The organism is bacterium (assembly GCA_035549195.1).
Lineage (GTDB): Bacteria > Oederibacteriota > Muellerivitia > Muellerivitales > Muellerivitaceae > DASZRK01.
In genome coordinates this window covers 16,395-35,017 of sequence record DASZRK010000022.1, presented here as the reverse complement: position 1 = coordinate 35,017, position 18,623 = coordinate 16,395, and the positions used below count along the sequence as shown (strand labels likewise).

Sequence of the window (18,623 nt, the reverse complement as noted above, 5' to 3'; positions counted from 1 at the left end):
GGTCAGGACGATGCCGGGGGTGGGGATGACGCGGACCGGTGTTTCTTCACTCTTCTTCCCGCAAGCGGGCAAAAGGGTAAGGCTCAGCGCGAAGAACGTTCCCAAGATGGTCCGCATAGGATCCCCTTTCGGCGCAGGTTCGACGGTCCGAAGGCTGTATCGATTGGACGGCCCAAGGAGGGAACGGGTTCCCCTCCGGTTCATTCCGCCGTGAGAAGGGGCCTTAATTCGGGCGCTTCATAGGCCTGCATGACCATCTGGCTTCCCGCCCGGCAGACCCAGGTGGAGGGCTGGAGGAAATGCATGTCCTTCAGTTTGTCGACCGTGAAGGGCCCTTCCCATTGGTCGTTGTGGAAGGCCATGAACATCTTGTCGCCGGCCTCGAAGGAACCGAACAGGGTGAGGGATTCGGGTCCCGAACCCGTCCCCTGGCGGCCCGGGTTTTCCTTGGTCCCGCCCGGGGCCGTCAAACCGACCGCGGCGGGGGCCAATTGGTTGAAAAGGGGCGAGAAGAATCCCTTGGCTTCGGAGGCTTTGGACGCGGGGGATGGGGCCTGGACCGGTTCGGGCTTCTTCTCAGGGACCTTTTGCGCCGGGGCCGAAGCGGCGGGAGCCGGGTCTTCCTTCTTTTCCGGGACCTTGTCCACGGGCTTGCCGATGACCGGCAAGGCGGCCCGGGCGGCCGCGATCCGCTTTTCCCGTTCGAGCACTTCCTCGGCGGTGGATAGGGCCGGCTTGGTTTCCTCCGCTTTCCTTTCGACGGGCTTCTCCGCGGGAGGGGCGGACAAGGCGGGAGCGACGGCTTCCGGCGCGCCTGGGGGGGACTTCTCCTCCTCGCCCCTCAGGCTCTTGATCTCCTCGACCAGCTTCTTGAGCTTGGAGCGGTCCGGGGCGGGTTTCCCCATCTCATGTTCGTATTCGATCCGCTTCAAATGCAGGGGGAAGGAGCGCCGGATGACCTTGAAACATTTCTCGACCTCCGGATCGACCGGGTCGTGCTGGAGGGTCATGAGGTTCAGGGCCACCGAATAGGCCAGCTCGGTGTGCTCCGCCCGGAGGTTCACATCCTTTTCGGACATCTTGTTGAATCGTTTTAGGGCCCCCAAGTAGACCCGGTAGGCGTTCTTCCCGTCCTTCACCTCCTGGTAGTACTTCCCCACCAGGTAATGGCACTGGAAATCGAAGAGATCCGAACCCGCGACGGTCTCGAAGGTCCTCAAGGCTTCCTGGATGTATTCGCCCACGTTCTGGGGATCGGTGAAACGGTTCAAGAGGATGAACTTGATCAGGTCCGTCTTCAGGTCGAGATCGTTCGGATTGCGCTGGAGGGCGATCCGGTAACGTTTCAGCTCGGCCTCGAAGTCGGAGCCCTTTCGAAGGAGGGAAGTGAGTGGTGTGAGGATGCCCATGGAAGCCTTTGGTCGGATTGGTCGCCGGGGCGGAGCCGCCCTCGGACCACCTAAAATTAAGTTGCTTTGTGGATCATGGCAACCAGTTTATCGCTATAACGTCCTCAGGCCGGGCCCGGGGCGGGCCGCCTGTAAAAAAACCTGAAGATCAAAGGGAAATCAGGACCGGTCGAACCAGGTCCAGGGGCGGAACAACTTGGAAAGACCGCTGCGGCGGGGCGGGGCCATGACGGAGACGGGCCCGGAAGGGACGGCCGGAACGGCCTCCACGCTGGGCGTCCTGGGCTCCGAGACCCTGGAAACGGCTTTGGACGCCGGGACCTTCGCCCCAAAACCCTTCTGCACCGCTTCGTCCACATCGGGGAAGGACTTGATGATGGTGTTGAACTGAAGGAGCTCGTAGGCTTCCGCCACCTCGGCGCACATCCCCGTCAGGAAGAGGTTCCCCTGCTGACCGCGGATGCGCTTGATCTCGCCCACGAAGATCCCCCACCCGGCGCTGGAGATGTAATCCACGCCCTTCAGGTCGATGACCAGCCGGAACTTTTTTTCCGCCAGGACCGATTGGAAGGTCCGCTCGAACTCAGGGGCGGTGGTGGTGTCGATGAAGCCCTTGACCGAGAGCAAGGTGATGTCTTTTTGGAAAGGATGCTCGGAAGTGGTGACGGCGATGTTTTTCATAAACTCTTCTCGATGGATGGGAACCGCTAGAATGGGGACATTATTACGTCAGCTTTCAGGGCCTTCAAGTCCGCCTTTGCCCGGCCTCAAGAAAGTCCCCCCGGACAATTTTGTGGAATGCAAAATTTCCGTTCCCATTCCGCACCAAGGGAATGGTCATGCTCTTTACCCACCCACCCCTGGGGGTTTTACCTTTTCCCATTTTCGCTCTTTACCCCGGGTAACGTTTTTAACGAACGTTTAACCTTCGGCGGCTGAGCCCCTAGAACGATCCAGTTCCCCCAAAAGTTCCACTTTTCAAAAAAATATTCCGGTGAAATCCGCGTTCCCCCGTGGAACCCCGCCCGCCCAAAGGGCGTCTCATAGGCGAAGGTCGAAATAAATTCGTCGAGGAGGAAGGCAATGAAAAATCGGATCCTCTCTTTAGGTTTGCTGGTGCTGATGGGCGGGGCCAGCATGGCCTCGGCCGGGCAGATCGTGACCTACGCCCCACGCCCCGTCGTCCAGGCTTCCATCACCTTGCCGGGTATGCGCTTGGTCCTGGGCCGCCCCAACGTTTATTGCTGGTACCAAGGCCGCACATACAGCCGCGTCGCCTGGGAGAAGTTCTACCGCCTGCACCGGGAACGCGTGGCCTTTTACCGGCACGGCCGGGACTATGATCGGAACCATCGGACCTTCGACCGGGATCGGGACCACGACCGGTTCTAAGCCGTCGTAGGACCCGGGGGCGGACCTCCGCTCCCGGCCGGCCCCAAGACCTCCCTGAGGTCTTGGGTTTTTTCATTTTGAAGCCGACTGTCCACGACCGGGCCCAACGAGACCCCTTTCCGCTTCCTGATTGTCCTTTGAATTTGAACCCGCAAGCCGGAAGATGGTCCCGTTTTTGGACAACGGCCTCGGGAGAGAACATGAAAGTCCTTTTGATCGGCGGCACCGGCGTCATCTCCACCTCCATCGTGGACCAATTGCTCCAACGGGGGGACGAAGTCACCCTCTTCAACCGGGGGGTGAGCCCCCGGCGTTTTTCCGGGGAGGTCCGACAGATCCAGGGAAGCCGCTGGGATTACCCGGCCTTCGAGGCCGAAATGGCCAGGCACCGCTTCGACGCGGTCATCGACATGGTGGCCTTCGCCCCTGAGAACGCCTATTCCCTGTTGCGGGCCTTCACCGGCCGCGTCCAACACCTGGTCGTCTGCTCCACCGTCTGCGTCTATGGCGGCCCCATGACCCGATTGCCCGCCACCGACGATGAACCCCACCGACCCGTGGGCGACTACGGGAGGAACAAATCGAGGATCGAATCAACGATCCTTTCCGCCAATGGCAAAGGCGGCCTCTCGACGACCATCCTTCGCCCTTCCTATACGACGGGGGAAGGCGCCGAGTATCCGGGCCTGGTCTTCGACAACAGCCTGCCCAACCGCTTGAAGCAGGGCCTGCCCGTCATCGTCATGGACGACGGTAGGACCGCCTGGGCGGTGGCCCACGTGTCCGACGTGGCCCGCGCCTTCGTGAACTCGCTCCTGAACCCCAAGGCCTATGGCCAGGCCTACCACGTCACCAGCCACGAGCACACCACCTGGGACGGGGTCTACGAAGCCATGGCCCAGGCGGTGGGCGGCAAGTTCGTTCCGGCGCACATCCCCACCGACTGGCTCTACGCCCAGGCCCCCCACCGGGCGGTCGGGGTGAAATACATCTACCAATACCCTTCCCTCTTCGATAACTCGAAGGCCGAGCGGGACCTGGGCTTCAAGACCACCGTGCCCCTGGTCGAGACCTGGAAACGGCAGTTCGCCTGGATGGAACAGGCGGGCAAGACGAAGAAGGTGGAAGAAGACCGCTTCGAGGACCTCATGATCGAGGCTTATCAAGCCGGGAAAAAGCCGGACCTGCCGGAGGGGATGGACTGGAACCCATGGGGTAATCAAACCACGGGTTAATCTTGGTTTGATTTATCCAGTCCTCCTAAATATCCAAATAAAGGGACAGGGCAATGGAACGACCGGCTGAAATAAAAAAAGGCCGTCCGCTTGGGCGGACGGCCTTTTTTCCGGATGTTTCTTAAGGCTTCTTCACCGGGACATCCACGGGCTTGCGATTGACCGCCGCCATGGCCGTCGAAATGACCGAGGCCACGTCCGCCAGGTTGGCCGGCAGGATCATGGTATTGCTGTGCTTGGCCAGTTGGCCGAACTGGTGGATATAGTCCTCCGCCACGCGCAACTGGACCGCCTCGTAGCCGCCCGGGACCTGGATGGCCTGGGCCACCTTGCGCAAGCCCTCGGCCGTGGCCTCGGCGATCGAGAGGATGGCCTGGGCCTTCCCCTCCGCCTCGTTGATGGACTGCTGCTTCGACGCCTCGGACTGCTTGATGACCTGTTGCTTCTGCCCTTCGGCGTTGTTGATGGCCGCGTCCCGCGCGCCCTCCGAACTGAGGATCACGGCCCGCTTTTCCCGCTCGGCGCGCATCTGCTTTTCCATGGCGTCCAGCACATCCCGTGGGGGATTGATGTTCTTGACCTCATAACGGAGCACCTTGACCCCCCAGGGCTCGGAGGCCTTGTCCAGTTCGGTCACGATCAAAAGATTGATCTGGCCCCGTTCTTCGAAGGTCTTGTCCAGGTCGATCTTCCCCATCTCGCTGCGCAGGGTGGTCTGGGCCAACTGGGTGATGGCGAAGAGGTAGTTGGCGGCCCCGTAGGTGGCCTTCTCCGGGTTCAGGACCTTGAAGTAAAGGATGCCGTCCACGCCCACCTGCACGTTGTCGCGGGTGATACAGACCTGTTCGGGGATCTCGATGGCCACTTCCTTCAGCATCACCTTGTTGCGGACCACGTCCAGGAAGGGCAGCAGGATATGGAACCCCGCTTCCAGCGTCGCCCGGTAACGGCCCAGGCGCTCCACCACATAGGCGGTCTGTTGCGGCACCACCATGGCGGTCTTGGAAACGACGATCAGGATGAAGAAAGCCACGGCCCCGAAGAAGATCAACGTACCCATACTGCCTCCTTATAGGAAAAGAACTTGTTTCACTCCGGCTCGAGCCAAAGGGTCAGCCCCTCGACCTTGACCACCCGGCAGCGTTGGCCCTTCATGAGGGCCGCCGTCCCCTTGTTGCGGGCGTTCCAGGTGGAGCCCCGCAGCTCCGCCTTTCCCACCTTCTCCGGGGCGATGTCCTCCATCGCCAGGGCGATCTCATGGACGATCTCGTTGCGGGAGGGGATGGGCTTGTCCATGCCGAACTTTTTCATGAGCGGCTTGCGGAAAAGCACCAAGGAGATGACCGACACGAGGGTGAAGACCAGGATCTGGGACCACAGGGGCGAAGTGGGGGCGACGAAGGACATCGCCGAGGCCGCAAAGGCCCCGACCCCGAAGAAGATCATGTAGAAGCCCGGTGTCGCGATCTCGGCCAGACCGAAAGCCAGACCCGCGACGGCCCATATCCACCATTCCATGGGCGACAGTATAGCCTCGTCGCTGTTACGGGGCTGCAAATCTTGACATTTATAGGAGGTGATTTAGACTATCCCTCCCCCAAAAACCCCAAGGTTCTTGGGGTTTCTTTTGAAATCCGAAGCCGCCCGCGGGTGATGCGGGAAGCATTCCCCGGTAGCTCAATGGTGGAGCATGCGACTGTTAATCGCAGGGTTGTTGGTTCGAGTCCAACCCGGGGAGCCATTTAAATAAAAGGCCATCCGCCTTCAGGCGGGTGGCCTTTTTTTGTTTAAGTCGTTTCCGGGTTGGACGAGAACCAAATGGGAAAGGCTCATGGAAAACGGGAGTTTTCCATGAAGTGGTTAAAAGGGGTACGTAGGGGGCTTTTCCCCTACGGGAGCGAAGCGACGGTTCGACGCCCAAGCCGGGTGTGCCATGCCCTTTTTTATTTTAGGTACCCGGGTTGGGAGGCCTTCAGGGAGGACCTAGGTTCCTCCCCGGTCGTCGGAAGGTATACCATTGGATGCCGGACGGGACTTTCCCGGGCCTCCTCCAAATCGAACCGATGGACAAGGTGTCCGCCATGAAAACCAGCCTGAAGATCGCCATCGTCCTGTTGGGTTATCTCGCGGCCCTCGGCTTCGGGTTTTTGGCCAATGAACTGCATGAATGGCTGGCTCCGGATTGGGCCAACCAATCCTCGGGCATGTACGCGGAAGGCGGCGCCATCCTTTTTTTCGAGGTCACCGGGGTCGCCTGCGTTGTCCCGACGCTTTTGGCGCTTTTCTTCCTCCGGAAGGTTCCCTGGTTCTGGAACACCTATTCTTGGGCCATGCTGGCCCTGGCGCTCTCCGGGCCCTTGTTGGAGGCGGTTGGCATCGGCTTGAACCGGCCGGTGAATGGACCTGCGCCCGTCATGAGCACCACCGCGTCGCTGTTTTTCTTGCTGGTCCTCGTCCGGATATTCAGTGTGCTGTTCTTGGCCCCAGCCGACCTGCTTTCGGCCCTGCTATCGGCCGATCCCAAGTGCCGCCGAAGGCTCCTCATCGCCTTTGCCCTCGAATGCGCCCTGGGGATCTTCGTGCTGCTGAATATAGCGACCCGCCACAAATTCATGTGAGCCACGAAGCCGCTCGGTCGCGCTTCATCCGGCTCCGTTCAATCCCTCAAAATCCCCGGGTCCCACAGCATGGGCAAATGCCCATCGGACAGGCCTTATGGGCCGCCGCCAGGATGTAGCACCGGACGCTCTCGATCTTCTTGTTCCTCGGGGGCTCAACGTATTCCCCTTGCCGGGCCCCATTTTTCTCCGCCAAGCGGGGCCTTGGGTCCAAGCCCCGCTCCTTGACATCCATTTAGGGGGAATGTCATCATACGCGCTGGCTCGAATGACCGGGGGATGTGATGCGTTCCAAATATTGGCTGAAGACCCTTTCTCTGTCCCTCGTGATGTTCTTCGCCCTGATGGTGTCGGCGGAAGGGTTCGTCCATCATCATCACCACAGCCAAAAAGAAGATAGTGATTGTTCCTACTGCAGTTTCCACAAGAACATCTCCCAATCGAAGGTATCCGCCGCCCCGCTTGGGCTCATCCCCCTCTTCACGTTGTTCCTGGTGGCCCCTACACCGAAACAGGTCTTCCATTCGATCCGGTTCTCCGTCCATTCAGGACGTTCCCCCCCAGCCGTCCTTTCCTGATCCAGTCGGCGGGAAAATAAACCAGGGAACCTGGGCGCGTTCTCCGCGTCCCTTTCCCGAATTTCCATCCCCGGTTTTCGTTTCCCGCACAAGGCTCTACTGCGCCCTTTCCGGATCTTCGGCTCATCCAATTCCATTAACGCTTGGGGGAATCATGAAAGTTTTAGAGATCAACAACCTGAAAAAATCTTACCTATCACCGGAAGGCGAGCGTCATCTCGTCGTCAACACGCATCACTTCAGCCTAGGGGCGGGCGATCAGACCGCCCTGGCCGGGGAAAGCGGGTCCGGAAAGACCACCTTCCTGAACCTCATCGCCGGGATCCTGAAGCCGGACGAGGGGGACATCACCCTCGCCGGGAAGCCTTTGGGTCCCCTCAGCGAGGGGGAGAGGGACCTGGTGCGGGCCCAAACGCTCGGCTACATCTTCCAGACATTCAACCTCCTGCAGGGTTATACGGCCCTGGAGAACGTGAAGCTGGGGATGATGTTCGGGAGGGGGGTGGATGAAGCCTACGCCACGGACCTTTTGGAACGCGTGGGCCTGAAGAACCGCCTCCATTACTACCCCCGGCAGATGTCCGTGGGCCAACAGCAACGGGTCGCCGTGGCCAGGGCTTTGGCGAACCATCCCAAATTGGTGCTGGCGGACGAGCCCACGGGACACCTGGACCCCGTCCGGGCCATGGAATCCTTGGAACTCATCCGGAAGATCTGCCGGGAGAACGGGGCCGCCCTCCTCCTGGTCAGTCATGACCGGGAGGTGTTGGCCAAGTTCGACCGGGTGGAGAACCTCGGCCGGATCAACCGCATCCCCACGGCGGCGGGCCGGGGAAGGAGCCGCAAATGAACCTCCTTCAAAAGATCAAAAGCCTGTTGTTCCTGGTCGGCCACAATCTCCGCCAGCACGCCCTCTCGACCACCATCACCGTCCTTTCGGTCGGGCTGGCGACCGGCCTGACCATGGCGGTCTTCTCCATCCAACAGCAATCCCGGAGCGCTTTCACGGGAGGCTCGGTGGGGTTCGACGCCGTCCTCGGGGCCAGGGGCAGCCAATTGCAATTGGTCCTCAACGCCGTCTTTCAATTGGAGACCTCCCCCGGGAACATCCCCTGGGCCCTTTACGAGGCGGTGAAGAATGATCCCCGGGTGCAGTTGGCCATCCCCTACGCCGTCGGGGACAACTACCTGGGCTTCCGGATCGTCGGGACGACCGATGAGATATTCACCAAATTCGAATATCAGAAGGGCCGCCACCTGACGCTCCAGCCCGACGGCCGGTTCTTCGACCCGACCCAACGGGAGGCCGTCATCGGCAGTTTCGTCTCCCAAAAGACAAGGTTGAAGGTCGGCGACACCTTCAAGCCTTATCACGGCCTCTTCTTCGACCCCAACATGCAGCACGAAGAGGTCTACACCGTGGTGGGCGTCCTGAAACCCACCAACACCCCCTCGGACCGGGTGGTCTGGATCCCCATCGACGGCGTTTACCGGATGAAGGGGCACGTCCTCCGGGGTACGGGAAAGGATTACACGGCGAAGGCGGGGGTGGAGATACCCGACGCGAACAAGGAGGTCAGCTCGGTCATGTTGAAGTTCTACAACCCCCAGGCGGGTTTCATGATGGACCAGACCATCAACCGCCAGGGCAAGGTGGCCACGCTGGCCTGGCCCATCGGAAAGGTCATGGCGGAGCTGTTCGACAAGATGGGCTGGGTCTCCAAGGTCCTCACCCTGGTGGCCTACCTCGTGATGTTGGTCGCCGCCGGCTCCATCCTTTCCAGCCTTTACAACACCCTGAACGAACGGCGGAGGGAATTCGCGATCCTCCGGGCCCTGGGGGCAAAACGGTCCACCGTTTTTTCCTCGATCCTGTTGGAGGCTTCCTTCATCGCGGGGCTGGGGTCCCTGGCCGGATATGCCATCTACCTCGGCATCTTCGCGGCGGCCGCCGTCGTGGTCCGGCGGCAAACGGGCGTCGTTCTGGACGTTTTCCAATTCCACGCGGCCTTGGCCGCCGTTCCCATCGGGATGACCGTCTTGGGGGCCTTGTCCGGTTTCATCCCGGCGTTCAAGGCTTATTCCACCGACGTCGTCCGCAACCTCGATCCCCTCTCTTGAAAGGAGAACAAAAATGAAATTCACGACCAGTTTGAAGACCCTTTGCTCGGTGTTCGCCCTGCTTTTGACCCTTTCCCTGGCTTCTTGGGTCCGGGCCCATGAGCACCACCCGCCCCACCACGGCACCCTCGTGGAGTTGGGCGAGGAATTCGCCCATGTGGAACTGTTGCTGGACCCGGCCACGGGCCGCCTGGACGCCTTTTCCCTGGACGGCGAGGCGGAGAACCCCGTGAGGATCTCCCAGCCCTCCCTGCAGATCAAGGTCAAGCAGAAGGGCGGGAGCTGGGTCCTCAAGTTAAAACCCATCGCCAACGCCTTGACGGGTGAAACGGTCGGCGACACCTCCCAATACCGGGCCACCTCGAAAAAATTGAAGGGGATGACCCGCTTCGAGGGAACGATCCTCCGCATCAAGACCAAGGGGACCGAATTCAAAGACGTTTGGTTCCTGTACCCGGAGGGGAACGAAGGCGTCCAGAAGCCGGGAAAAGAAGGGTGACCGCCATGGGCGCTTCCCGGTTTCGGACCCGGTTCGGGAAGGTGATGGCCGCGCTCTTGGCGGGGTCATCCCTTTTCGCTTGGGGGCGGTCCAACGCCGGGGAAAAGGCCCCGACGCCGGTCCCGACCGCCTGCCCCGTCCTGAAGGACCGCGCCGTGAAGGACGCCCCGGTGACGGTCTATCCCCAGGTGGATGGACACGATTGGGTCACTTGGAACACCCTGTCCCATTTTCCCTATGACACACCGGACCTGGACGAGGAGATCCACCCCAAACTGAGGGCGAAAAAGAAGAAATTCCCCGTTCCGGAATTCGTCAAGCGGCTGGATGGGGACAAGATCGCCGTCGCCGGATTCATGATCCCCGTCGAGGCCAATGAGGCCGGGGACAAGGCGACTTCCTTCATCCTGGCCAGGAGCCAGGCCACCTGTTGTTACGGCATCACCCCCAAGATGAACGAGTGGATCTTCGTCCAAATGGCCAAGGGGAAGGAGGCGGAGATCCTGATGGATTTTCCGGTGACGGTCTTCGGGGTCCTGAACGTCGGGGAACAAAAGAAGGACAACCAGGCCTGGACCCTTTACCGGATGGTCTCCAGCAAGGTCTCCATTCCCAAGGTCCCATGGTGACCCCATGACCCACCCCAACCGGATCAAAACCTATGTCAAGATCGCCGGGGCCGGAAGAAAGGCCAGGATCACCTACGAATCGCGCATTCCCCCCACGGACTGGAAGTTCTGGGCCATGATCGCCCTGAGCGTGGCCTGGTTCGTTCTCCTGGCTTTCATGCTGTCCAAGGCGGCTTCCACCCCCAGCCTCGGTCAATGGTGGAAGACCATGAGCGCTCGGGAGGAGACCCCGGGTAAGAACGCCGCCCCCGGTCCCAAACCGCCGGTCCCCGCCGGGAAGATCCCCTGGCCCCAGGAAGGCGACCATTACAGGGTCGGGTTCGAGGCCTTGGCTTCCTTTCCCTGCGAGATCACCGACGTCAGCCAGGGAACGAGCCTTTCCCAGGACGACACCAACCGCGGGGATCCCTTCGAAAAAAAGCCGGCGTCCAAAAAGAAACGGACCTACGACATACCGGCGCCCATCCGAACCTTGAACGGGCAAAAGGTCGAGGTGGTCGGTTTCATGATCCCCATGGCGACGGACAAGGAAAAGGTATCATCCTTCATCCTGGCCCAAAGCCGGATGACCTGTTGTTACGGCGTCACCCCCAAGCTCAACCAATGGATCTACGTGAAGATGGTCCCCGGGTCCGAGATCGAGGGGATCATGGATGTGCCCGTCACGGTCCATGGGACCCTGGACATCGGGCGTGAATTCGACGAGGAGAACGGCGGATGGTGCCTTTACCGGATGAGCTCGGACCGGGTGAAGGTGCCAAGGAGGTCCTGGTTTTGACCCGAGGGACCCAAGTGGATCCGAATAAGACCGCCTTGAAGGCCCTGTTGGCCGCAATGGCCTTCCTGCTCCTTTTGGTCATCGGCGTGGAGGGCTTTGTCCACCATCACCGCCACGGTAGAACCCAGGACGGTCACTGCGCCTACTGTCATTGGAACCACTCGGGCTCCCAAGGGATCGTGCCCGCGGTCCAACCCGAACTCTTCCCCGTTTACTGGATGGGTTCGATCATTTTTAAAGAGACCGGGGTTGTATCCGCGGTCCTCATTTTCAATCCAGGGAGGGATCCCCCGGGAAAGCGTCCTTCAGCGTAGTACCACCGGTCCTCTGGGACCGCAAAAAAAGGAGGAAGAATGAAATCTTGCATTCGTTTATTCATCTGTTGTTTGGCCCTTGGGATGGGCGCGATCCAGGCCCATGCCCAGACCCGTTCCATCATCTCGAACCTCGCCAATCCCGCCATTGGGTTCAACGCCTTGTTCCTGGTGCAAGCCGCCCCGGACTTGGACCAACCCTATGGGCCCCAGTTCCAGGAGTCGGAGATCAGCTTGATCTCCACCGTGGACCCCTACTGGACCTTGACGGCCAATCTGGTCTTCGCACCCGATGAGGTGACACCGGAGGAGGTTTTCGCGACCAACAACGAAATTGATAACATCCAATTGAAGGTGGGTAAGTTCAAGGTCGCCTTCGGTAAACATGGGCGGCTCCATACCCACGCTTACCCCTTCATCCAGGCACCGGTCATCATGGAGAATTCGATCGGCGAGGAAGGTTTTAACGGCACGGGGATCGAAGCCTCCTGGCTTTCGCCGCTTCCCTGGTTCTGTGAATTGACCCTGGGAGGCTATCAAGGGGGCGGGACCGAAGGCCTCAACTTCGCCTCCACGGCGCACGAGAACATTCCCTGGCTGGCCCATTTGAAGAACCAATGGGACCTGGGCGAGGACCTGACGATGGAATTAGGGGAGTCCTCCCTCATGGGCCTCGGGGACGACGGCCTGCACCACGCCGCTTTTGGCGTCGACCTGACCTTCCGCGAGATCCCCATGCGCCAATCGAACCAGAGGGGTTGGATCCTGGCCGGGGAGTATATCCGCCGGGATTCTTTTGGGGACGGGATCTACAACCAGGAAACCGACGGTTGGAACGCCTTTTTGCAATACCGCTGGTCCCAATCCTGGTGGACGGGCATCCGCGTGGAAGAGGCCTACCACAGCCTGACGGAAACCCTGGTGGACGGCGCGGGGGACCCCCTTCCCGGACATGTGCAGAAGGGTTCCGCCAACATCACCTGGACCCCCTCGGAGTTCACGGCCATCCGGGCGGAGTACAGCATCGCCAAGGCGGACGCCGATGACGCTTCCGGCACGGCGTGGGACCACCGGGTCATGGTCCAGTTCAATTACACCATTGGGTTCCACCCGCCCCATTCTTATTAAAAGGCGAAGCAGGGTCAGGAAATCAAGAATCAAACCTAAGGAGAAGAGCATGAAGACATGGATTCGATCGCTGTTCGCAGTTTTGATGTTAGCCACGGCCGTTCCGGCCATGGCCGAGTTGAAGGTCGCCACATCCTTGACCGATCTGGCCTCGGTGGCCCAGTTCGTCGGGGGTAAACACGTAACGGCCTTTAGCCTATGCAAAGGGTACGAGGACCCGCACTTCGTCCCGGCCAAACCCAGCCTGATGAAAAAGGTCCAGGACGCCGATTTGTTCATTTCGGTGGGGCTTGAATTGGACGGAGGCTGGATCCCCCTGGTGATCCCCGGAAGCCGCAACCCGAAGATCCAGCCCGGTTCCAAGGGCTTTATGGATGCGTCCGAAGGGATCGAGGTGTTGGAAAAACCGACGGGGACCGTCAGCCGGGCGGAGGGGGACATCCATCCCCTGGGCAACCCCCACTATTACACGGACCCCAAGAACCTGGAGATCGTGGCCGACCATTTGGCCAAGGTCCTCGCGGAATTGGACCCGGCCAACGCCTCGGATTATCAAGCCAACGCCGTGGCCTTCGATAAGCGGATGGAGACCGCCTTGCAGGGTTGGAAGGAAAAGTTGAAACCTTTCAGGGGTTCCTACGTCGCGAGCTATCACAGGAACTTCGATTATTTCGTCGAGCGTTTCGACCTGAAGCTGGCGGGGACCGTGGAGATCAAACCCGGCATCCCTCCCAGCGCCAGGCATTTGGCGGAAACGGCCGAAAGGATGAAGTCCTTGGGCGCCAAGGTGGTGGTCTATGCCACCTATAATGATGCCGACGCCAGCCAAGACCTGGCCAAGAAGGCCGGGGGGGTCGCCCTGGAGATCCCGTTCGAGGTCGATGCGACGCCCGAGGCCAAGGATGTTTTCTCCAAATTCGACGCCATTGTCTCCGCGTTGGCCAAGAACCTCTAAAAAGCGAGGACGCCATGCATCAATTCATTCTCATAATGGGATTACCGATCCTGGCGTGCCTCCTGTTGGTGCTGATCCATCCCGCCTTGGGCCAGCATGTGCTGGCCCGGGGCGTTATTTTCGTGGACTTGGCCCTGGCCCAGATCGCGGCCTTGGGTCAGTCCGTCGCTTTTCTTTTGGGCGCCGAACCCCACGATCCCTCGGGCTACTATTGGTCCTTCGCGTTCACCCTTTTGGGAGCGGCCCTATTCAGTTTTTTATGGGACAGGAATCATTCCGTGTTGCAGGAAGCCTTCATCGGCATCGCCTTTTCCCTGGCCACAGCCACCTCCCTTCTTTTATTGACCAATGCCCCCCATGGGGCCGAGCATGTGCAAGGGACCTTGAACGGCGAAGCCTTAGGGTGGGTCTCCTGGAAGGATATCTTCATCATGGGAACCCTTTACAGCCTGGTCGGGATCTTCCTTTATTTCGGACATAAGAACCTCACCCTTTGTTCCACGGACACAAGGGCGGCCAAGCGCAAGGGTTTATCCGTCAGGCTTTGGGATTTCTTGTTCTATTCGTCGTTCGGGCTGGTCGTGACTTCATCCGTGAAGGTGTCAGGCGTATTGGCCGTTTTTTCTTTTCTGATCATGCCGTTGGTCTGCGCCACCCTTTTGGGTATAAAGGGGAACCGCCGCCTTTACTGGGCTTGGGGGATCGGGTTGTTGGTCTCGAGCGTGAGCGCGGTCCTGTCCTATGACCGGGATTGGCCGATGGGCGCGACCATCGTTTGTGTTTTCGGCTTGTCGGTGATTTTTATTTCGGTCGTGACCCGGATGAAAAACGCCGATCGGTAAAGGGTTTATTGACGATCGAAGTTGCCCAAAGAACCACGGAATGGATCGAATGGAAAAGAAACCGGAAGTCTTAAGCCGATCACGGCTGGATCAAGTCGGGGCCCTTTTGTCATTGACCTGCGCGGTGCATTGCGTCGCGCTCCCCTTCTTGATCCTGGCCCTGCCCTGGATCGGGATGGCGTTCTTGGTGGACCGCCGGGTCGAGCTTTTGTTCATCGGATGCTCCATGTTGCTGGCCACGGTGAGTTTTTGTTCCGGGTTCCATCTCCACCGGAAAAAGCGCCTTTTGATGCTTCTGTATTTCTGCACCGGGATGATCGTCGTCGGCAAGGTTTGGATCATGGGACCCCAGGGCTTATGGCTGGCCGTCCCCGGGGCGCTGGGACTGGCCGCGGGACACCTTTTGAACCGGAGGCTTTGCCTCGAATGCAGGACCTGTCATCACGGGCCTTCCAAAGGGATCACGGCCCATGAGTGACCCTTTGGGTAATTTCAGTTCCAAAACCCTGGTCTTCGCCTTATCCATCCCGTTGTTTTTCGCGGCGGGCCATGTCTTTTCCGCGCCGGATCGAACGCCTTCTCCCACCCCGTCGCCCACAAAGACCGTCCAGGGAACGGCCGTGAAAAAGCCTTCCCCGACACCCACCGTCCAGCCAAAACCCAAAACATTCGGGTGGTTCTTCCAGAACGGATGCAACTGCGCCAAATGCCAGACTTACCGTCAGCGTCGGATGGAATCCCTGAATGGCCCTCAAAAACCGTACGAGCCTTAACGGCAAGGGGCTGAGGCCGCCGTCTTTTAAGGCCCTTTCCTTGGCCCTTTCGCTGGCCGCACCCGTGGTCGGCTCCTCTTCCGGGACCGAAAAACAAAGTTCCCCTTCCCCCCAACCAACGGCCGAACCTTATCACGTCCAGGTCAGGACGAGTTATCCCGACGGGGAACCCCGATCCACGATCGTTTTTTTAAAGGGGGAGAAAGTTCTCCGCACCCATGGGATCCAACGCGGTTTTGCGCAGGACTCCGGCGGCGCCTCCAAAGGATCCGGACGGTCTTTCTTCATTTTCAGGAGAAAAGAGGAATATCGATTGTTCGTATACGAGAGGACCGGTCGGGAAATATTGAGGACTTCCGGGATGCACGCCGTCCTTTCGGCCAATGGCCGGTTCCTGGTTGAAGAAGCCTGCCCCCCACCCGGTGGGGCCAACGCCCCAAGGACCTTCGTCCTTCACGACCTCTCGTCCCATTCCGAACGAAAGATCCCCGTTGGATCCCCCGGCCTTCCACAGGCGATCACGGATGAGGGTCAACGGATCGTCCTATGGGAACACTCTCCCGATCCCCGGCAAGAGGCCTATTTCATCGTGAACGAGCAAGGGAAGACGATTTGGTCCAAAAAGGGTCCCTATCGACTGGAGGGGGTCTCCAACAAGGAAAAGCGGGTCTGTTTCACCAACACCAAGCTGCGCATCACGGAATTTTGCGACCTGGGAACGGGAGCGGTACTTTTGAAGATGCCTTTCGCCGAATTCAAGTTGTTGCACCTGAATTTTTAGTTTTTCCTTCTTCCACCAAGGGCCGGGCCTATTTCGGTCTTCACCCGTCCCAGGACCCCGGCGGGGAACTTCGACTCCGGTCATTTTTCAAAGGCAAAAGTTCTAGGATCTGTGGCCCCCGGGGGGAGCCTATTCCCGCTTCCCCGCCTCGATCTTGCGGAACCCCTTCAAAAGCTCCGCGTCCCGGAACCGCAGCGTGCGCCGGTCGAAATGGCTGCCCATGTCCCACAACATAGGGCACATGCCCATCGAATAGGCCTTCTGGGCCACCGCCAGGATGTATTTCCGCACGCTGCCCAGGTCCTTGTTCTTCAGGGTCGCGCCATATTCCCCCACGATGACCGGGATCCCCTTGTCGAGGAAAGCGGGCTTCAAGAGCGCGAACTTCGAGTCCAACTCCGCCTTGTCCGCGTCCGTCCCCCAGGTGGAGCGCATCTTGCCCCAGGATTCGTCATGTTCGAGCCCGGCGAAGGTAAAAGGGGTGTAGTAATGCACGGAAAGGATGCAATGACCCGCCGGGTCCTTGGGCATCAGGAAATCCGGGTCCACGGTCAGGTCGATATCCGTGGCATAGCCGGCGATCAAGAGGTGCCGCTGGGCGTTCAGGCCGCCCGACTTGCGGACGATATCGACGAAAGCCTGGTTGATCCCGTTCAGGATGTCGAAGGCCTTCTTTTTGTGCTCCGGGTCCTTGTCGCCCCAGCGGTTCCAGACGTCGTTGAAGCAGCCCTCCTCGTTCAGGGACTCGAAAATGAGCGTGCCCGGATGGTCCTTGAAGTTCGCCGATATCTGCGTCCAGATCCGCTCGTATTTGGCCATGCACTTGTCCGGTTCGGCCGGGAACCTGGACCACCAGCCGCCGTCCCAGTGGATATTGACCACCGCGATCATGCCGTCCGCCTGGACCCAATCCACGATCTCCCGCACCCTTTTCATCAATCCCGGGTCGATGGTGTAATGGTCCCCCATGAGATTGGACCAGGCCACCGGGATGCGGATGGACCTGAACCCCGCCGCCCGGATAGCGTCGATCATTTCCTTCGTGGTCCTCGGGTTGCCCCAGGCGGTCTCGAAGTTCCCGATGTCCGGGCCTTGGATCGAGTCCCCGCAGGACTCCATCGTGTCGCCCAGGTTCCATCCTAGGCCCATTTGCCGGACCACGTCCGCCGAACTCATTTCGAGCAGGGCGGGCGTTCCAACCGATCCCTGGGCCCCCGCCTCCTCCGCCCCGGCCCCAGGGAAAGCCAGGAATGACAGGACGGCGGTCACGGCCGAAGCGGCGGTCAGGATCTTCCGTAGTTCCATGTTCCTCTCCTTGAGGTTTGGACCAATTTAGGCCAGCGGCCGCCGATCGCAAAACGATCTTTTCGGACCCTTCCTCCCGCCCAAGGCCCCGAAAACAAAAAAGCCCTTCGGCCGAAGGCCGAAGGGCTTGGGAGACCCGCTTTTAGGGATGGAACTTCTCGATGCGGTTGTTGCCGTAATCGGATACGAAGACGTCCCCGGTCGAATTGACCTCGATGCCCGTGGGACGGATGAACTGGCAGTCGGCCGAGCCATAGGTCCCCCACATGGTGATGAAATTCATGCCGGAGTCGAAGACCTGGACCCGGCTGTTCTGGTCGTCCGCCACATAGATCCGGCCGGCGGCGTCGATCTTCAGGCCCTGCGGATGGTTGAACTGGCCCGGGGCGCTGCCCGTGCTTCCCCAGGAGTTCAGGAAGACGCCCGAATTCGTGAATTCCTGGACCCGGCCGTTCACGTGGTCGCTCACATAAACGTTGCCCGAGGCGTCCACGGCGATGCCCACGCAATAGTTGAACTGGCCGTTGCCGGTGCCGTAGGAGCCCCACTGGCCCAGGTAGGTCCCGGTGGCGTCGAATTTCTCGACGCGGTTGTTCCACTCGTCGGTGACGAAGACGTTCCCCGAACCATCCACGGCCACGCCCCAGGGAGTATTGAACTGGCCGTTGCCGGTGCCGTAGGAACCCCATTGGCCCAGGTAGGTCCCGGTGGTGGTGAAATACTGGATCCGGTAGTTATAGACGTCCACCACATAGACCGTGCCGGAAGGGGTGATGTCGATGCCGATGGGCACGTTGAACTGCCCGTTCCCGCTCCCGCCCGTCCCCCATTGGCGCAGGTAATTGCCGTTGGAGTCGAAGACCTGGATGCGGTTGTTTCCCCAGTCGGAGAGATAGATGTTGTCACCGGTATCCGACGCCAATTCGATGGGCTGGTTCATTTGCCCGTTGGCCGATCCCAAGGTCCCCCATTGGGAGACATAGGGGCAGGTCGGGGCGGGGGTCTCCGATCCGGAGGGGGTCGAGGTGGGCGTCAAGGTCACCGTCGGGGTGGAGTGGCCCGGGTCCAAAGGCCCGCCGTCACCCGGATCGGTGCATAGGAGTTTGCACCCCGTGGAGATGAGAGCCAGGACCGAAATGGAGAGCAAAAAGTTCTTCATAAAAGAGCTCCTTTGATATGACCTTCCATACTTATAGAGTGGCAACATTGATTTTATTCCAAAAAAACGTTTCGAGGCCGGGAATGAGCAGGAAAAAAGGTCAAAAA

At 59.9% G+C, this 18,623-nt stretch carries 21 protein-coding genes and 1 tRNA gene; 16 read left to right on the top strand and 6 right to left on the bottom strand.

Going from position 1 to position 18,623, the window contains the following annotated elements; translation table 11 throughout:
* Positions 1-200: 200 nt before the first annotated feature.
* Together VHE12_06455 and VHE12_06450 are read right to left on the bottom strand one after the other, a co-directional pair.
* Positions 201-1,409 (bottom strand): hypothetical protein, encoded by a 1,209-nt coding sequence (locus VHE12_06455; protein HVZ80431.1) that lies wholly within the window; start codon positions 1,407-1,409, stop codon positions 201-203.
* Between the two features lie 159 nt (positions 1,410-1,568).
* The gene (locus VHE12_06450; protein ID HVZ80430.1) at positions 1,569-2,090 is read right to left on the bottom strand and encodes an STAS domain-containing protein; all 522 of its coding nucleotides are present in this window, start codon (positions 2,088-2,090) and stop codon (positions 1,569-1,571) included.
* A gap of 402 nt (positions 2,091-2,492) precedes the next feature.
* Between VHE12_06450 and VHE12_06445 the strand changes: the two genes are divergently transcribed.
* The gene (locus VHE12_06445; GenBank protein ID HVZ80429.1) at positions 2,493-2,801 is read left to right on the top strand and encodes a hypothetical protein; all 309 of its coding nucleotides are present in this window, start codon (positions 2,493-2,495) and stop codon (positions 2,799-2,801) included.
* Positions 2,802-3,001: 200 nt separating this feature from the next.
* Complete coding sequence (locus VHE12_06440; GenBank protein ID HVZ80428.1) at positions 3,002-4,036, top strand: NAD-dependent epimerase/dehydratase family protein; 1,035 nt, start codon at positions 3,002-3,004, stop codon at positions 4,034-4,036.
* A 121-nt stretch (positions 4,037-4,157) separates the two neighbouring features.
* Here VHE12_06440 and VHE12_06435 read toward each other — a convergent pair whose 3' ends face one another.
* Positions 4,158-5,096 (bottom strand): stomatin-like protein, encoded by a 939-nt coding sequence (locus VHE12_06435; protein ID HVZ80427.1) that lies wholly within the window; start codon positions 5,094-5,096, stop codon positions 4,158-4,160.
* 29 nt (positions 5,097-5,125) lie between these two features.
* A complete protein-coding gene (locus VHE12_06430; GenBank protein ID HVZ80426.1) occupies positions 5,126-5,554 on the bottom strand; it encodes an NfeD family protein in 429 nt (142 codons plus the stop codon).
* Between the two features lie 148 nt (positions 5,555-5,702).
* On the opposite strand from VHE12_06430, the gene VHE12_06425 reads away from it, so the two are divergent.
* The 14 genes from VHE12_06425 to VHE12_06360 all read left to right on the top strand — a co-directional run bounded on the left by VHE12_06425 (position 5,703) and on the right by VHE12_06360 (position 16,052).
* Positions 5,703-5,777, top strand: a tRNA-Asn gene (locus tag VHE12_06425).
* A gap of 340 nt (positions 5,778-6,117) precedes the next feature.
* Positions 6,118-6,654, top strand: coding sequence for a hypothetical protein (locus VHE12_06420; protein ID HVZ80425.1), 537 nt, complete (start codon positions 6,118-6,120; stop codon positions 6,652-6,654).
* A 284-nt stretch (positions 6,655-6,938) separates the two neighbouring features.
* The gene (locus tag VHE12_06415; protein HVZ80424.1) at positions 6,939-7,232 is read left to right on the top strand and encodes a hypothetical protein; all 294 of its coding nucleotides are present in this window, start codon (positions 6,939-6,941) and stop codon (positions 7,230-7,232) included.
* 154 nt (positions 7,233-7,386) lie between these two features.
* The gene (locus VHE12_06410; GenBank protein HVZ80423.1) at positions 7,387-8,082 is read left to right on the top strand and encodes an ABC transporter ATP-binding protein; all 696 of its coding nucleotides are present in this window, start codon (positions 7,387-7,389) and stop codon (positions 8,080-8,082) included.
* Positions 8,079-9,353 carry an ABC transporter permease gene (locus tag VHE12_06405; protein HVZ80422.1) on the top strand — a complete coding sequence of 425 codons (1,275 nt, stop codon included), beginning with the start codon at positions 8,079-8,081 and terminating at the stop codon, positions 9,351-9,353. Before VHE12_06410 ends, VHE12_06405 begins: the two co-directional genes overlap by 4 nt.
* Positions 9,354-9,366: 13 nt before the next feature.
* Positions 9,367-9,852, top strand: coding sequence for a hypothetical protein (locus tag VHE12_06400; protein ID HVZ80421.1), 486 nt, complete (start codon positions 9,367-9,369; stop codon positions 9,850-9,852).
* Positions 9,853-9,857: 5 nt separating this feature from the next.
* Positions 9,858-10,481, top strand: a complete 624-nt coding sequence (locus VHE12_06395) for a DUF3299 domain-containing protein (protein HVZ80420.1) — start codon at positions 9,858-9,860, stop codon at positions 10,479-10,481.
* A 4-nt stretch (positions 10,482-10,485) separates the two neighbouring features.
* Positions 10,486-11,259: a DUF3299 domain-containing protein gene (locus tag VHE12_06390; GenBank protein ID HVZ80419.1), complete on the top strand. Its 774-nt coding sequence runs from the start codon at positions 10,486-10,488 to the stop codon at positions 11,257-11,259.
* Positions 11,256-11,573: a hypothetical protein gene (locus VHE12_06385; GenBank protein HVZ80418.1), complete on the top strand. Its 318-nt coding sequence runs from the start codon at positions 11,256-11,258 to the stop codon at positions 11,571-11,573. Before VHE12_06390 ends, VHE12_06385 begins: the two co-directional genes overlap by 4 nt.
* A 39-nt stretch (positions 11,574-11,612) precedes the next feature.
* On the top strand, positions 11,613-12,701 hold the full coding sequence (locus VHE12_06380) for a hypothetical protein (protein ID HVZ80417.1): 1,089 nt from the start codon (positions 11,613-11,615) through the stop codon (positions 12,699-12,701).
* Positions 12,702-12,750: 49 nt separating this feature from the next.
* Positions 12,751-13,656 (top strand): metal ABC transporter substrate-binding protein, encoded by a 906-nt coding sequence (locus VHE12_06375; protein HVZ80416.1) that lies wholly within the window; start codon positions 12,751-12,753, stop codon positions 13,654-13,656.
* Positions 13,657-13,691: 35 nt separating this feature from the next.
* The gene (locus VHE12_06370) at positions 13,692-14,498 is read left to right on the top strand and encodes an iron chelate uptake ABC transporter family permease subunit (protein ID HVZ80415.1); all 807 of its coding nucleotides are present in this window, start codon (positions 13,692-13,694) and stop codon (positions 14,496-14,498) included.
* Positions 14,499-14,547: 49 nt separating this feature from the next.
* Positions 14,548-14,976 (top strand): MerC domain-containing protein, encoded by a 429-nt coding sequence (locus VHE12_06365; GenBank protein ID HVZ80414.1) that lies wholly within the window; start codon positions 14,548-14,550, stop codon positions 14,974-14,976.
* A gap of 608 nt (positions 14,977-15,584) precedes the next feature.
* Positions 15,585-16,052, top strand: a complete 468-nt coding sequence (locus VHE12_06360; protein HVZ80413.1) for a hypothetical protein — start codon at positions 15,585-15,587, stop codon at positions 16,050-16,052.
* A gap of 129 nt (positions 16,053-16,181) precedes the next feature.
* Here VHE12_06360 and VHE12_06355 read toward each other — a convergent pair whose 3' ends face one another.
* Entirely contained in the window at positions 16,182-17,357 is a 1,176-nt protein-coding gene (locus VHE12_06355; GenBank protein HVZ80412.1) for a glycoside hydrolase family 5 protein, read from the bottom strand.
* A 142-nt stretch (positions 17,358-17,499) separates the two neighbouring features.
* Positions 17,500-18,516, bottom strand: coding sequence for a 6-bladed beta-propeller (locus VHE12_06350; GenBank protein HVZ80411.1), 1,017 nt, complete (start codon positions 18,514-18,516; stop codon positions 17,500-17,502).
* Positions 18,517-18,623: the final 107 nt, after the last annotated feature.